13 protein-coding genes are annotated in these 14,723 nt (G+C 70.0%); 9 read left to right on the top strand and 4 right to left on the bottom strand.

Features of this window, described 5'->3' with window-relative positions:
* The first annotated feature begins 111 nt into the window (after positions 1-111).
* From GGQ54_RS10515 to GGQ54_RS10485, 7 genes are all read left to right on the top strand, one after another.
* A complete protein-coding gene (locus tag GGQ54_RS10515) occupies positions 112-2,217 on the top strand; it encodes an RNA degradosome polyphosphate kinase (protein WP_246293351.1) in 2,106 nt (701 codons plus the stop codon).
* A 2-nt stretch (positions 2,218-2,219) separates the two neighbouring features.
* A complete protein-coding gene (locus tag GGQ54_RS10510) occupies positions 2,220-3,104 on the top strand; it encodes an NUDIX hydrolase (protein WP_179445339.1) in 885 nt (294 codons plus the stop codon).
* Between the two features lie 103 nt (positions 3,105-3,207).
* Entirely contained in the window at positions 3,208-4,308 is a 1,101-nt protein-coding gene (pstS, locus tag GGQ54_RS10505; RefSeq protein WP_179445338.1) for a phosphate ABC transporter substrate-binding protein PstS, read from the top strand.
* Between the two features lie 115 nt (positions 4,309-4,423).
* On the top strand, positions 4,424-5,425 hold the full coding sequence (pstC, locus tag GGQ54_RS10500) for a phosphate ABC transporter permease subunit PstC (protein ID WP_343045928.1): 1,002 nt from the start codon (positions 4,424-4,426) through the stop codon (positions 5,423-5,425).
* Complete coding sequence (pstA, locus tag GGQ54_RS10495) at positions 5,425-6,498, top strand: phosphate ABC transporter permease PstA (protein WP_179445337.1); 1,074 nt, start codon at positions 5,425-5,427, stop codon at positions 6,496-6,498. Before pstC ends, pstA begins: the two co-directional genes overlap by 1 nt.
* A gap of 37 nt (positions 6,499-6,535) precedes the next feature.
* Complete coding sequence (gene pstB / locus GGQ54_RS10490) at positions 6,536-7,315, top strand: phosphate ABC transporter ATP-binding protein PstB (RefSeq protein WP_179445336.1); 780 nt, start codon at positions 6,536-6,538, stop codon at positions 7,313-7,315.
* A 158-nt stretch (positions 7,316-7,473) separates the two neighbouring features.
* Positions 7,474-8,427 carry a DUF2510 domain-containing protein gene (locus GGQ54_RS10485; protein WP_179445335.1) on the top strand — a complete coding sequence of 318 codons (954 nt, stop codon included), beginning with the start codon at positions 7,474-7,476 and terminating at the stop codon, positions 8,425-8,427.
* A 9-nt stretch (positions 8,428-8,436) separates the two neighbouring features.
* Here GGQ54_RS10485 and GGQ54_RS10480 read toward each other — a convergent pair whose 3' ends face one another.
* Both GGQ54_RS10480 and GGQ54_RS10475 read right to left on the bottom strand, forming a co-directional pair.
* The gene (locus GGQ54_RS10480) at positions 8,437-9,654 is read right to left on the bottom strand and encodes a glycoside hydrolase family 3 protein (RefSeq protein WP_179445334.1); all 1,218 of its coding nucleotides are present in this window, start codon (positions 9,652-9,654) and stop codon (positions 8,437-8,439) included.
* Positions 9,651-11,048, bottom strand: coding sequence for a mycothione reductase (locus GGQ54_RS10475; protein WP_179445333.1), 1,398 nt, complete (start codon positions 11,046-11,048; stop codon positions 9,651-9,653). Before GGQ54_RS10475 ends, GGQ54_RS10480 begins: the two co-directional genes overlap by 4 nt.
* A gap of 224 nt (positions 11,049-11,272) precedes the next feature.
* On the opposite strand from GGQ54_RS10475, the gene GGQ54_RS10470 reads away from it, so the two are divergent.
* Positions 11,273-11,941: a helix-turn-helix domain-containing protein gene (locus tag GGQ54_RS10470; RefSeq protein WP_179445332.1), complete on the top strand. Its 669-nt coding sequence runs from the start codon at positions 11,273-11,275 to the stop codon at positions 11,939-11,941.
* An 868-nt stretch (positions 11,942-12,809) separates the two neighbouring features.
* Here the strand turns inward: GGQ54_RS10470 and GGQ54_RS10465 are convergent.
* Positions 12,810-13,109, bottom strand: coding sequence for a ribbon-helix-helix domain-containing protein (locus GGQ54_RS10465; protein ID WP_179445331.1), 300 nt, complete (start codon positions 13,107-13,109; stop codon positions 12,810-12,812).
* A gap of 746 nt (positions 13,110-13,855) precedes the next feature.
* On the opposite strand from GGQ54_RS10465, the gene GGQ54_RS10460 reads away from it, so the two are divergent.
* Entirely contained in the window at positions 13,856-14,113 is a 258-nt protein-coding gene (locus GGQ54_RS10460; RefSeq protein ID WP_179445330.1) for a hypothetical protein, read from the top strand.
* 97 nt (positions 14,114-14,210) lie between these two features.
* On the opposite strand, the gene GGQ54_RS10455 is transcribed toward GGQ54_RS10460, so the two are convergent.
* Positions 14,211-14,690, bottom strand: a complete 480-nt coding sequence (locus tag GGQ54_RS10455; RefSeq protein WP_179445329.1) for an Lrp/AsnC family transcriptional regulator — start codon at positions 14,688-14,690, stop codon at positions 14,211-14,213.
* Positions 14,691-14,723: the final 33 nt, after the last annotated feature.

Genomic DNA, 14,723 nt, shown 5'->3' with positions numbered 1-14,723 from the left:
GGACCGGGCCCGGCCGCGCGCGGTCGGCTACCTTTGATCACGACACCATCGGCAGGCAGAGACGCCCCGGAAATGTCGACACAGTTGAAGGGAGTCGAGGTGGCAGCCGGTCTGGAGCCGCGCACCGAAGAGTCGGAAGCGGGCACCTTCCTGCCCGATGATCGTTTCGCCGATCGGGAACTGTCCTGGCTGGCGTTCAACAACCGGGTGCTCGACCTGGCCCGTGACCGCGCGCGGATCCCGCTGCTGGAGCGCGCGAAGTTCCTGGCGATCTTCTCGGCCAATCTGGACGAGTTCTTCATGGTCCGGGTGGCCGGCCTGAAGCGCCGGATGGCCGCCGGGGTCGCGGTGCCGGGCGTGTCCGGCGTACTCCCCCGCGACCTGCACCGAGCGATCCTCGAACGCACCCGCGAGCTGGTCGGCGAGCAGTCGCGGGTCTTCGTCGAGCAGGTACGCCCGGAGCTCGCCGGCCACGGCATCGAGATCCTGCGCTGGGACCAGCTCCGGGCACCGGAGAAGGACCGGATGCGGACCCTGTTCGCCGAGCGGATCTTCCCCGTCCTGACCCCGCTCGCGGTCGACCCGTCGCATCCCTTCCCCTACATCTCGGGGCTGTCGCTCAACCTGGCCGTGCTGCTCAAGCACCCGACCACGGGCGCGCGCCAGTTCGCCCGGGTCAAGGTGCCGAACATCCTGCCGCGGCTGGTGGCCCTCGGCGACGGCCGGTTCGTCCCGCTGGAGGACGTCATCGCCCGGCACCTGGACCAGCTCTTCTCCGGGATGCAGGTGCTGCAGCACCACATGTTCCGGGTGACCCGCAACGAGGATCTCGAGGTGGAGGAGGACGACGCCGAGAACCTGCTCTTCGCGCTGGAGAAGGAGCTGCTGCGGCGCAAGATCGGCCGGCCGCCCGTGCGGCTGGAGGTCGAGGACGACATGGACCCGAAGATGCTCGAGCTGCTGATGGGCGAGCTCGACATCTCCCCCGAGGAGGTCTTCTCGGTGCCGGGGCCGCTCGATCTGACCGGGCTGTTCGGGCTCGGCGGGTTGGATCGCGAGGAGCTCAAGTACCCGGCCTTCCTGCCCTCCACCCACCCGGACCTGGCCGAGGTCGAGACCGCCCAGCCGGCCGATCTGTTCAGCGCGCTGAAGCGCCGCGACGTGCTGCTGCACCACCCCTACGACAGCTTCGCGACCAGCGTGCAGCGGTTCATCGAACAGGCCGCCGCCGACCCGCACGTGCTGGCGATCAAGCAGACCCTCTACCGCACCTCCGGCGACTCCCCGATCGTGGACGCGCTGATCGAGGCGGCCCAGGCCGGCAAGCAGGTGCTCGCGGTGGTCGAGATCAAGGCCCGCTTCGACGAGCAGGCCAACATCGCGTGGGCCCGCAAGTTGGAACAGGCCGGCTGCCACGTGATCTATGGCCTGATGGGCCTGAAGACGCACTGCAAGCTGTCGATGGTGGTACGCGAGGAGCCGGAGGGGCTGCGGCGCTACGCCCACATCGGCACCGGCAACTACAACCCCAAGACCGCGCGGATGTATGAGGACATGGGCCTGCTCACCGCGAATCCGATCATCACCGAGGACGTGGCGCGGCTGTTCAACCACCTGTCGGGGATGACCCAGGAGGTCAACTACCGCCGGCTGCTGGTCGCCCCGCACGGCATCCGGCAGGGGCTGCTCGCCCAGATCGAGGACGAGATCGCCAACCATCGCGCGGGGCTGCCCGCGGGCATCCGGTTCAAGGTGAACTCCCTGGTCGACGAGGCGATCACCGATGCGCTCTACCGCGCGTCGCAGGCCGGCGTACCCGTTGATCTGTGGGTACGCGGCATCTGCACGATCCGCCCCGGCGTGCCCGGGCTGAGCGAGACCATCCGGGTCCGTTCGGTCCTCGGCCGGTTCCTGGAGCACAGCCGGATCTTCTGGTTCGCCGCCGGCGGGCGCCCGCGGGTCGGGATCGGCTCGGCCGACCTGATGCACCGCAATCTCGACCGCCGCGTGGAGACGGTCGTGTCGCTGAACAACTCCGCCCACGTGCGCCGGATCGAGGAGCTGTTCACCCTCGCCTTCGACGACGGCACCGCGGCGTGGCGGCTGGTGGACGAGGAGTGGACCGAACGCACCCACGACGACGCCGGCGAACCGCTGCTCGACCTGCAGGAGCACCTGATCGAGCAGGTCGCGCGGCGCCGCGTCAAGGACGGCTGAGGTTGTCCGGATCGGGCCGGAAGATCCTGGCCGCGGGCGCCGCCGTCTTCGACAGCTCGGGCCGCGTCCTGGTGATCCATCGCCCCGGTCATGCCGACATCACGCTGCCCAAGGGCAAGCTGGAGCGCGGCGAGCATCCGGCCGTCGCGGCCGTCCGCGAGGTCGCCGAGGAGACCGGCGCGATCGTCGCACTGGAGGCCCAACTGCCGACGGTGCACTATCCGACGCCCGCCGGACCGAAGTCGGTCGACTGGTGGCGGGCGAGGCTGCTCGAGCAGAGGCCGCGTACCCCCGACGACGAGGTCGACCGCGCGTGGTGGCTGAGCCCGGCGGAGGCGGCCCGCGAACTGACCCACGACTCGGACCGGCAGACCCTGGCCGCGGCGCTGGCGGCCGGCCCCGGCCCCGCCCTGATCGTCCTGCGGCACGGCAAGGCGCTGGCCCGCAAGGCCTGGGACGGCACGGACCTGGCCCGCCCGCTGGCCCCGGCGGGGCAGCGCCAGGCCGACACGCTGGCGGACGTGTTGGCCGCCTACGGGGTGCGCACCGTGATCAGTTCGCCCGCCGAGCGCTGCGTGGCGACGGTACGCCCCTATGCCAGCCGCCACGGGCTCCGGATCGCGCTTCCCGCCGGTCTCACCGAACCCTGCGGGGAGCGGGATCCGGCACAGGTACGCCGGATCGTGGCCGACGCCGCCCGGGAGGCGGCCCGCACCGGCCGGGCGGTGGTGCTGTGCGGCCACCGGCCCGTGCTGCCCGACATGTTGCGCGCGGCGGGGCTGCCGGAGGCGGCCCTCGTCCCGGGCGAGCTGCGTACCCGGAATCTGTCCGCCGACCCCGCGTCCAGCGGGCCCGCGGAGCGTGATCCCTCCGGTATCGGCCGTTAACCCGCGGTTCACCCAAGGCGCACGGTCGCGTCACGGCGGGCGCTTAGCGTCCGAATCGGAAGTCAGCCGCCGGCTGAGCCATGAATCCGAAGGGATACCACTTATGAAGATGCGTGTGGGCGCCGCCGCGCTTGCCTCGGCGGCACTCCTGCTGTCGGCCTGCGCCGCGAACGAAGGCGGCGGTACGCCGGGTGGGGACGCGGGGGGCGGCAGCGCCCTCTCCGGCACCCTGGCCGCCGCGGGCGCCTCCTCGATGGCGTCGGCCCAGGAGGCCTGGGTCGCCCAGTTCCAGACCGCCAACCCGGACGTCACGGTCAACTACTCCCCGGACGGTTCGGGCGCGGGTCGTGAGGCGTTCACCGGTGGCGGCGTCGACTGGGCCGGTTCGGACCGCGCGATGAAGCCCGAGGAGGTGGCTCCGGAGGCGCTCGCCAGCTCGCGTTGCGCCGAGGGCAGCTCGGCGATGAACCTGCCGGTCTACATCTCCCCGATCGCGCTGATCTACAACATCGAGGGCGTCGACAGCCTGCAGTTGGACGCTCCGACCATCGCGAAGATCTTCAAGGGTGAGATCACCAAGTGGAACGACAAGGCGATCGCCGACCAGAACCCGGGCACGACGCTGCCCGATCTGCAGATCACCGCGGTGCACCGCGCGGACGACTCGGGCACCACCGAGAACTTCACCGACTACCTGAACGCCGCCGCCCCCAAGGTGTGGGACGCGGAGCCGGACGGTGAGTGGCCCTACAAGGGTGGCGAGGCCGCACCGCAGACCTCCGGCATGGTCGATGCCGTCACCAACGGCACGGGCACCATCGGGTACGCCGATGCGTCTCGCGCCGGTGACCTCGGCGTGGTCAAGGTGAAGGTCGGCGACAAGTACCTGGAGTACTCGCCGGAGGCCGCCTCGGCGATCGTCACCGAGTCCCCGAAGGTCGAGGATCCGGGCCTGTCGCCGAACGACCAGTCGATCGAGATCGACCGGAACGCCGAGGGTGACGTCTACCCGATCGTGCTGGTCTCGTACGCGATCGCGTGCGACCAGTACAAGGACCCGAAGACCGCCGAGCTGGTCAAGGCGTACCTGTCCTACATCGCCTCGCCCGAGGGTCAGCAGGAGGCGGTGAAGTCGGCCGGCATCGCGCCGCTGTCCGACGAGACCTCCCAGGCTGTCGCCACCTCGCTGCAGGCCATCAAGTGAGCATCGCGGGCGCCTCGCGTACCATTCCCGGGTGCGCGAGGCGCCCGCATGCACTCCCCGTCCCCAGCACGGCCGTGGATCGGGCCCGACCGACTGTCCGTCTTGTAGGAGAACAATGAGCAAGGTGACACCGGCCGCGCGCGCAGCCGCAGATCCGGCCCCGAAGGACCCCATGGAACCCGGCACCGTCACACCTCCCACCAGCAGCAAGCCGGTCAGCCGACTGGGCGACACCGTCTTCAGCGGCCTGGCCACCTGGTCCGGCATCATCATCCTGGTCGTGCTCGCGCTGGTCGCGGCGTTCCTGCTCTGGCAGGGCGCCCCGGCGCTGATCGCCCCGGCGGAGGAGCTGCCCTACGGGTCGTTCTGGCCCTGGGTCGGGCCGCTCGTCTTCGGCACCGTCTGGGCGGCGTTCCTGGCGCTGGTGATGGCCGTCCCGGTGTCGATCGGGATCGCGCTGTTCATCAGCCACTACGCTCCCCGCCGGCTGGCCGCCGGTCTCGGCTACGTGATCGACCTGCTGGCCGCGGTGCCGTCGGTGGTCTTCGGCCTGTGGGGGATCAGCGTGCTCGCCCCCGCGCTCCAGCCGGCCTACTCCTGGCTCGCCGACAACCTGGGCTTCATCCCACTCTTCGCCCCGCCGGCGTCCGGCACCGGGCGCACGATCTTCACCGCCGCCGTGGTGCTCGCGGTGATGATCCTGCCCATCGTCACCGCCCTGAGCCGCGAGCTGTTCCTGCAGACGCCACGCCTGCACGAGGAAGCGGCGCTGGCGTTGGGGGCCACCCGGTGGGAGATGATCCGTACCGCCGTGCTGCCCTATGCCCGGCCCGGTCTGGTCTCGGCCGCCATGCTCGGTCTCGGCCGGGCGCTCGGCGAGACGATGGCCGTCGCCATGGTGCTCTCGCCGGCGCTGCTGATCTCGTTCGCGCTGCTGCAGCCGACCAACCCGAACACCATCGCCGCGAACATCGCCCTGAGCTTCCCCGAGTCCTACGGGCTCGGCGTCAACCAGCTCATCGCCAGCGGCCTGGTGCTGTTCGTGATCACCCTGGCCGTCAACATGATCGCGCGCTGGATCGTCAGCCGGCGCAAGGACTTCTCGGGAGCCAACTGATGGCCGTCACCACCGCACCCCCCTCCTCCGACCCCTCGCAGGCGCCCAGCCTGACCGGCAACCAGTTGCGCTGGCCCGTGCTGGTCGGCATCGGGATCGCCAGCCTCGTCCTGTCCGCCGGCATCTGGGCCGCGGCCGGCAGCCTCAGCCCGGTCCGCACGATCATCGTCGCGTGGCTGCTGTTCGCCATCGGCACGGTGGTCGCCTCCAGCGTCGTCGAGGGCGGCCGCAAGGCCAAGGACCGGTTGGCCACCGTGCTGGTCAGCTCGGCCTTCGTGCTGGCGCTGGTGCCGCTGATCTCGCTGGTCGTCGCGACCCTGACCAACGGCCTGGCGCGCTTCGACGCGGAGTTCTTCACCTATTCGATGCGCAGCGTGGTCGGCGCCGGCGGCGGCGCCGTGCATGCAATCGTCGGCACGCTGTGGGTGACCGGGATCGCCACCCTGATCTCGGTGCCGATCGGCCTGCTCACCGCGATCTACCTCGTCGAGTACGGGCGCGGCAACCTGGCCCGGGCGATCACCTTCTTCGTCGACGTGATGACCGGCATCCCCTCGATCGTCGCCGGCCTCTTCGCGTACTCGCTGTTCGTGATCTTCCTCGAGCCGGGCACCAAGACCGCCATCGCGGGCTCGGTGGCGCTGTCGGTGCTGATGATCCCGGTCGTGGTCCGGGCCACGGAGGAGCTGCTGCGGCTCGTGCCGAACGAGCTGCGCGAGGCGTCGTATGCGCTCGGCGTACCGAAGTGGCGGACGGTGCTGCGGGTCGTCCTGCCGACGGCGCTGGCCGGCCTGGTCACCGGCGTGATGCTCGCCATCGCCCGGGTGATCGGTGAGACCGCGCCGCTGCTGGTGGCCGCGGGCTTCACCCAGTCGCTGAACAACGACCCGCTGGACGGCCCGATGATGACGCTGCCGGTGTTCGTCTACCGCTCCTATGTCGACCAGGGCAGCGATGCCGCGGCGTACCTGGAGCGGGCTTGGACCGGCGCGCTGACGCTGATCCTGATCGTCATGTTGTTGAACCTCGCGGGCCGGGCGATTGCCGCGCGCTTCGCGCCGAAGGGCCGCTGATCATGCCCGCCATCCCCCTGGGTGAAAGGAAAGTCCGTTGAGCAAGCGCATCTATGTCGAGGACCTGAACGTCTACTACGGCAAGTTCAAGGCCGTCGAGGACGTCAACCTGAAGATCGAGGCGCGTACCGTGACCGCCTTCATCGGGCCTTCGGGCTGTGGCAAGTCGACCTTCCTGCGTACCCTGAACCGGATGCACGAGGTGATCCCCGGCGCCTACGTCGAGGGCAAGGTGCTGCTCGATGATCACAATCTGTACGGGCCCAAGATCGATCCCGTGCAGGTCCGCCGCCAGGTCGGCATGGTCTTCCAGCGACCGAACCCGTTCCCGACGATGTCGATCAAGGAGAACGTGCTGGCCGGGGTGAAGCTGAACGGTGCGCGGATGTCAGGCAAGGCGACCGACGAGCTCGTTGAGCGGTCGCTGCGGCACGCGAACCTGTGGAACGAGGTCAAGGACCGGCTGAACCTGCCCGGCTCGGGCCTGTCGGGTGGCCAGCAGCAGCGCCTGTGCATCGCGCGTGCGATCGCCGTGCAGCCCGAGGTGATCCTGATGGACGAGCCCTGCTCCGCGCTCGACCCGATCTCCACTCTCGCCATCGAGGACCTGATCGGCGAGTTGAAGGAGAAGTACACCGTGGTGATCGTGACCCACAACATGCAGCAGGCGTCGCGGGTCAGCGACCAGACGGCGTTCTTCAACCTCGCCGCCCAGGGCAAGCCCGGCCGCCTGATCGAGGTCGGACCGACGGAGAAGATCTTCTCCAAGCCCGAGGAGCAGGCCACCGAGGACTACATCACCGGCAAGTTCGGCTGAGCCGGCACCGTCCCTTCGCACGCACACGCCCGTCGGTCTCCGGCGGGCGTGTTTGCATCTGCCCTGCCGATTGAGCCCGCGGATTCACCGGCAAGACCGCGGCACGCGGACGTTCGGCTCGATCCGGGTACGCCCCCGGGCCACCTACACTGAACCGCGTGAGTGGCCAGGCAGGGTGGTATCCCGATCCCGGGGGTCAGCGCGGCATGTTCCGATACTGGAACGGCTCCGCATGGTCCCACGAGCTGTCGCCGGACCCGGGTGCGCCGCCGCCCGGCCGAGGCGCCCCTGCCGGTCCCCCGCCGGCCCAGCGCGGCGCGTTCCCCGGCCAGCAACAGCCTGGCCAGCCCCAACCCGGCCAGCCGATGCCGGGCCGGGCGCCCACGGCGTACCCCGTCCAACGCCCGCGTTCCGGGGTGTTGTGGTGGGTGCTCGGCGGCGGACTGATCCTGGTGTTGATCATCGCCGGGGCGTTCATCCTGCCGGGCCTGTTCGGCTTCCGCGAGCAGCCGGGGCTGCCCGGCGGGCCCGAGCCGGATATCCCCACGCCGACCAGCGTCTGCCCGCCGTTCCCCAGCGAGGCGCCGACCCAGGCCCCGCAGCCCAACGACGGTCGCGTCCATGCCGGCAACATGTCCTACCCGACGCTCGGCTCCCCCTGGTCGTCGCCGGCGCCGGACAACCGGGTGCCGTTCGGTCGCGACACCCAGTACCAGTCGGTGACGATCGAGGCCAACTACGACGGGATGAGCAGTTGGGTCGCGTCCGTGCTGATCGCGGAGCTGGCAGCCGGTGACGGCTTCTTCTCCCCGGAGCAGGGTTCGGAGATCGTGGTCAACTGCATCGTCGGATCGTTCTACGGCGATGCCGAGGTGACCCGCGACGACCAGGTCAATGAGGCGCGGACGGTAGACGGCCGCGACGCGTGGCTGGTGGAGTCCCAGCTCAGCTTCGACATCCCCAACCTGAAGACCAAGGGCGAGCGGTTGATCGTGTTGATCGTGAAGACCACCGACACGACCTCGGCGCTGTACTACGCCTCGATCCCGGACACCTCACCGGAGCTGCTGGAGCCGGCCCGGCAGACGATGGAGCAGTTGCGCGTCGACTGAGCCACGGGCTCAGTTCCCGGCGGCGGGCGGGGTCGGCAGCGGACGTCCCGGACGGCAGTTGGCCCGGCCGACCTCGGACTTGAGCTCCAGCACCCGGGCGGCCTTGTCGGGCAACTGATTGGCGAAGGCTTCGTCGGAGACGGCGCGCTGGCGTACCCCCTCCATCATCGCCGCCAGGGTGTCGGGGTCGGCGGTGATCACCAGGTCGCCGCCGGCGCCCAGGAAGGCCGCCCCGCGCTCCACCACGGGCTCGGTCGCGGCCGCCTTGGCCACTCCAAGATCATCGGAGACGATCACGCCCGACCAGTCGAGCTGGATCCGCAGCATGCCAGTGATGATCTTGCGCGAGTAGACCGCCGGGGTGCCGGGATCGAGGTTCTCATAGACCGCCGACGACACCATCACCGAGTCGAGATTCTCGTATCCGACGAAGTCGCGCAGATCCTCCTCGGTGGTGGTGGAATCCACCACCTCCCCCTGCAGATCCGTGTTCCCGACCACCCGCCCCAGTCCCGGGAAGTGCTTGGTGGCGGTCGCAATCTCGGCCTCGTCCATCCCGTTGATGAACGCCTGCGCCTTCTGGCGTACCTGCGCGGGATCGGAACCATAGTCGCGATCCAGCGCACCGATCGGCGTATTGGTGTCCTTGTTGTCCGCCGGCACCACATCGGCAACGGGCGCCAGGTCGTAGTCGATACCCGCCTGGCGCAGCGCCTCGCCCCACTGCCGGGCGTTGACGGTGAGCTCATCGTCCGACATCGCGGCCTGCGCGCTGGCCGACGGCATCTCCGGGAATCCCTCGCCCTGCAGGCGTTGCACCCGGCCACCCTCCTGGTCGGCCGCGATCATCAACTCGACGCCGCCGGGCTGACGCGAGTCCCCGCGCAGGGAGGAAGCGATCTCGCTCACGCCGGCGACCCCGGCCTCGGAATTGCCGAGCAGCAAGACATTCCCGACCCCGGTGTCGTCGAGCAGGTTCGCCGTCGCCGGATCGATCTTGCCGCTGCCGATGTCGACGCCGACCATGAACAACTGGGCGATCTGCTCGTTGCGGCCCATCGCGTCGACCAGGTCCACGCACAGCGGCTCGGTCGGGGTGCTCGGGGCGAAACTCGGTGTCGTCGGCACCGACGGCTGCGGGCCCGGGGCGGGCGGAGGGGGCGTACAGGCGGTGAACAGCGCCGCACCCGCGAGACCTGCGGCTAGCAACCGCGTGGTGTTGATCATCGGTCACCGCCGAGGGGCAGCGCCAACAGCGCGTTCTCGACCACCTCGGTGAGGGCCGGGTGGATCCAGTACTGCCCGCGGGCCATCTCGCGGGCCGGCAGGCCGAAGGTCATCGCCTGCACCAGGGGCTGGATCAGAGTCGATGCCTGCGGGCCCATGATGTGACAGCCGAGCAACTGGCCGCCATCGGGATCGGCGATCAGCTTCACCAGGTGATCGGTGTCCTCCAGCGCCCATCCGTAAGCGACGGCACCGTAGTCCTGGATCGCGATCACATGCGGTACGCCGCCGCCGACCGCGTCCTGTTCGGTGAGCCCGACCGAGGCGATCTGGGGATCGGTGAAGATCGCGTGCGGGATGAATCGATGATCGGATTTGATCAGGTCATCCGGATGCAGCAGGTTGTGCTTCACCACGCGGGCCTCGGCATTGGCCACATGCTTGAGCTGCCACGGCGAGCAGACGTCGCCGAGCGCGTACACACCCTCGGCGGTCGTGCGCTGGTAGTCGTCGACGATCACATAGCCCGCATCGTCGACGTTGACACCGCCGGCGGCGGGATCGAGCTGCGCCGAATTCGGCGCGCGACCCGTCGCGACCAGCACGATGTCGGCCTGATAGGTGTAGTCCACGCCGTCCGCGTCGCGGGTGATCACGGCGGTACGCCCGTCCGCCCCCTCCTCGCAGGCGACGATCTCCTGATTCAGCCGCAGGGTGACCCGCTCGGCCGTCAGCTCGGTGAATCGGCGCGAGATCGTGATGTCCTCGGCGCGCAGCAGCGCGTCGGACCGGCTGATCTGGGTGACCTTGGCACCGAAGGCGGAGAAGATGTGGGCGAACTCGGCGGCGACGAACCCGCCGCCGATGATCACCACGCTGCCGGGCAGGTCGGGGATCCGCATCACCGTGTCGGACGTGTGTACGCCGGGCAGGTCCATCCCGGGCACATCGGGCAGCACGGGGCTGCTGCCGGTGGCCAGCACGATCTCGTCGGCACCGAACTCCTGGTCGCCGACGCGCAGCCGCTTCGGCCCGACGAATCGCGCCTCGCCGTCGAACAGCGTCAGGTTGTCGGCCTGCTGGCGCCACTGCTTGCCGCCGGCCGAGATCGGATCGATCCGGCCGAAGATCCGGTCCCGGATCTCGCCGAAATCGACCCCTTCGCGACGCAGGTCGACGCCCAGTCGCGCGGCGGTCGCCGGCGAGGCCGCGAGATCGGCGGGCAACACGAACATCTTCGTCGGGATACAGCCGACGTTGAGGCACGTCCCGCCGAAGACTGGGTTCCGCTCGACCAGGGCGACCGTCCGGTCCGCGAACGCTTCGTCGACGATCGTATTTCCCGACCCCGATCCGATGATCGCCAGGTCATAGTGGTCGCGCGGCCCGAGCATGGGCCCCATCGTTCCATGCCCGATCAACGCCTGCCGCGCACGGTCGCCGCGCGGCGCGCCCGCGCCTGGTGGGGTTGGCGGCGGACCGGAGGCGACGCGTACCGGGCGTGTGGCGCGGAGGGGTCGCCCGGCTCGCCGCGCGCTGTTGCGCGTGCCGGGCACCCAGGATCTGGTGCCGTCGTCACGATCCCGGGTGCGGCGTGGGTCCCGGATAGGGTCGGGCCATGACGGCGCGCTCGGTTGGCGGCGAGACCTCACAGACCCTCGACCGCGGGCTCGCGGTGCTTGAGCTGCTGGCCCGCGCCGACCGCACCGGCGGGTGGACCGTCACCGAACTGGCGGCCGAGCTGGGGGTCGGGCGGCCGGTGATCTACCGGCTGGTGGCCTCGTTGGGCGCGCACGAGCTCGCGGCCCGGGGCGAGGACGGCAGGATCCGCCTCGGCCTGGGCGCCGGCCGGATCGCGGGCGCCGTGCTGCCGGTGCTGCGCGCGACTGCCATGCCGGTGCTGCGCGCACTGGCCGACGACCTGGGCGTGACCGCGCATCTGACCGTCGCCGAGCACGATGCCGCCTACGCCCTCGCGGTCGTCGAGCCCCGGGTCGCCGATCTGCATGTGGGCTACCGGGTGGGGACGCGGCATCCGCTGGACGCCGGCGCCGCCGGCCGCGCGATCATCGCGGGCCGGGAGGCCGGGTGGTCCGAGCCGCAGCCGGAACCCGTGCGGACCAGCGGGGAGCTGCAGCCGGGCGCGCACGGACTCGCCGCCCCCGTCCTCGGCCTGCCGGGGATCGAGGCGTCCGTCGGCGTGGTGGCGCTCACCGAGCTGGATCGCCCGGAGTACGCCGCGCGCGTCCTCCGCGCCGCCGACGACCTCCGCCGCGCCGCGGGCTGAGCCGATCCGCCGGTTTGAGCCCGTCGAGTCACCGCCTGTCCAGCCCGTCGAGACCCCCGGCCGGTCGAGCCCGTCGAGATCCCCCGGCCGATCGAGCCCGTCGAGTCCACTCCTATCGCCGATACCGACCACTCGCCCCAGTTCTGGCCGCCACCGCACCCTCAAACCCGCCGAAACCCCGACCAGTGGTCGCTTTCGGCACGAGATCTCGACGACGCAAGGCCGGCGACGCAAGGTCTAGGAGGCACGAGGTCTAGGAGGCGCGAGGGGCGCCGGCACCGCTTCCTCGCCTGCCCCACCAACGCAGGCCCGACCAACGCAGGCCCACCGGGCCGAGCCCACGCCAGCCGCCAATACCGACCACTCGCCCGAGTTCTGGCCGCCACCTTAGCCGCAAACCCGCCGAAACCCCGACCAGTGGTCGCTTTCGGCACGAGATCTCGGCGACGCAAGGTGTCGGCGGCGCGAGAGGGCGCCGGCGCGCCGACGGATCGTTCACCCTCACGGTGATCGCCCCCCATCCGCCCCGGATCGGGGGTCTCGGCTGTGGCTGGTCAATGCCGCGGGTAGTGCGTCCGCGATCCAGGGCCAGATCAACGGCCAACCCGGGATCTACCTCTACGCCGGAGACTCCCTCGACCTTGTCTACGCCGACCCGGAACTTGGCTGGCGGATCTCCACGCAGAGCTTCGGCTCCCTCAACCGCTGGTCGGCGGACCTGGGAGACCTTACCGCCGATCCCGGCGGCGCCAACCCGGTCTACTGCCGCGGCGACCTCTGATCTCCGCCCGGCCGGCCGTCCCGACCGATCCCCACCACAACGCACAGGCACCGAGGGACCAGAGCAGGCGGACGGGCGAGACACCACCTAACGCGCACTCAGGTATGCCTCCAGGGCATCGCGCATGATGGCCGCTTCGGTCCGATGCTCGTCTCGAGCGGCTTGGGCCAGACGGTCCTTGATCGGCTGCGGCACGCGGAACGCGACCTGCGGCGAATGGACTCGCCCGCCGGTCAGCGACGGACGGCCGCGACGTGCACGGTCGATGGCCGCTTCGCCAACCTCGGCGGCTCGCGCTTCAGTGAGTGGCTGCCCGGCGTAGGTGTAGTCCTCGGTGTCGAGGTCGACGTCGCCGGCGTCGCGGTAGGGCTGGCCCTTGGTGATCATTGCTTCCTCCTGAGTGCGGTGGGCATGGCGTGCAACACGAGCAGGGATCATCGTGCCGGGGTTCTTCACGTCGTCGGTTTCAACGGCGGCGATCTCCAGTTCGACGTTGCGGTCGTCGGCGCCGATCCCAGACGTGGAGTTGTTCGCCGCGGTCGTTGGTCTCGGTTGAGACGGGCGGCAGGTTGTTGATCACGTGGGAGGTGTGGGCGCGGCCGACCTTGTGCTTGCGGGCGGCCTTGGTGAGCTACATCTCCATGAGTCAATTATGCACGACACAAACCAATTGTGTCAACCACAAAGGTGAGTTCGGGCAGCCCTCTCCGTCTGGGAACTCGGCGCCCGCCAGGTCGAGCAGCCCGCCCGGGCGAGACCCGTGCCTGCCAAGATGGGTGGGCCGGACCCTCGCTAGCTCCAATAGCGAGGGCCCGGCGCCCCGCCTGTACGTGGGAGGTGCGATGCCGAGCCTCACTACGGCCGATCGACCCGCCGCGTCAAACAACTCGCCGCCACCATCCGCGCCCGCCGCGAGCCGTGCTGCTATTGCGGCCAGCCCATCGACTACCAGCTCCCGCACAACGACAGCGCAGCCTTCACCGTGGCACACACCCTCCCGGTCGCCACGCACCCCCACCTCGCCGAGGACCCCACCAACATCAAGGGCGCGGCGCACCGTTCGTGCAACAGCTCGGCCGGCGCCCATACAGGACCGCCCGCCCTCGCCCCTACCTCACAGGACTGGTGACCAGATGAACCGCTACACCGCAACCGGCGCGATCAACGACGCCGCCTTCGGCAAGGCCGTGGTCCACGTCGCCCCCAGTTGGATGCAGACAGCCCATGCATTCAACGCGCTGGTCGCCGCTGCCCGCCGTACCGACTTCCCGGTCCGCGTCCACCGCGCACGCGGCAAGGAGCGCATCGACATCGGAGCAGGGAGCGTCCGCATGGACATCGCGGCAGACATCACCGGAGGCGCGCGCGCCGAACTGGTCCGCCCCGATTGACCCCCCGAAAAAATCCAGCCCGCCCCCAACGGCCAACTGACCGGCTCCTTCCTCGCTTGCCCAACGTAGTGATCTCGACCAGCGTGACGAGACCGGGTCAGGGACGTTCGACGGCGGCATGGACGAGCGGCAGCGTCCGCGTACCCAACAACTCGGCGAGCGCGATCACGGTGGAGGTCCGCACCACCAGACCGTCCGAGACGACTTGGTCGATGACGCGTTGCAGGTCGGCATTGTCGCGGGCCACCACCCGGGCGAAGACGTCACCGTCACCGGTGATGGTGTGCACCTCCAGCACCTCCGGAATCCCGGCCAGATGCCGGGTCACCCGGTCGTGCCCGTCGCGCTGAGAGATGGCGAGCGTGCAGAATGCCATCACCCGGTAGCCCAGGGCGGCCGGCGAGATCGTCGGCGCGAGGCTGGCGATCACACCGCGCTCCATCAGCCGGTCCAGCCGCGACTGCACCGTCGCCCGCGCCACCCCGAGGGTCCGCGAGGCGCCGAGCACACCAATCTGCGGTCGTTCGCAGAAGAGGGTGATCAGCCGGCTGTCCAGCTCGTCGATGCCGCGTTTCATGACCGCAAAGTGTATAGACGCAGCGCCTTTGTG

The organism is Naumannella cuiyingiana (assembly GCF_013408305.1).
Classification (GTDB): Bacteria; Actinomycetota; Actinomycetes; order Propionibacteriales; family Propionibacteriaceae; genus Naumannella; species Naumannella cuiyingiana.
Note: the sequence above shows the minus strand (reverse complement) of the source record. Positions and strands in the feature narration are given on the sequence as shown.

Coding starts and splice junctions, on each gene's coding strand:
- GGQ54_RS10460 (WP_179445330.1), top strand. CDS start 13,856: ATGAACCGCTACACCGCAACCGGCGCGATCAACGACGCCGCCTTCGGC.
- GGQ54_RS10455 (WP_179445329.1), bottom strand. CDS start 14,690: ATGAAACGCGGCATCGACGAGCTGGACAGCCGGCTGATCACCCTCTTC.
- GGQ54_RS10475 (WP_179445333.1), bottom strand. CDS start 11,048: ATGCTCGGGCCGCGCGACCACTATGACCTGGCGATCATCGGATCGGGG.
- pstC (WP_343045928.1), top strand. CDS start 4,424: ATGAGCAAGGTGACACCGGCCGCGCGCGCAGCCGCAGATCCGGCCCCG.
- pstA (WP_179445337.1), top strand. CDS start 5,425: ATGGCCGTCACCACCGCACCCCCCTCCTCCGACCCCTCGCAGGCGCCC.
- GGQ54_RS10465 (WP_179445331.1), bottom strand. CDS start 13,109: ATGATCACCAAGGGCCAGCCCTACCGCGACGCCGGCGACGTCGACCTC.
- pstS (WP_179445338.1), top strand. CDS start 3,208: ATGAAGATGCGTGTGGGCGCCGCCGCGCTTGCCTCGGCGGCACTCCTG.
- GGQ54_RS10470 (WP_179445332.1), top strand. CDS start 11,273: ATGACGGCGCGCTCGGTTGGCGGCGAGACCTCACAGACCCTCGACCGC.
- GGQ54_RS10480 (WP_179445334.1), bottom strand. CDS start 9,654: ATGATCAACACCACGCGGTTGCTAGCCGCAGGTCTCGCGGGTGCGGCG.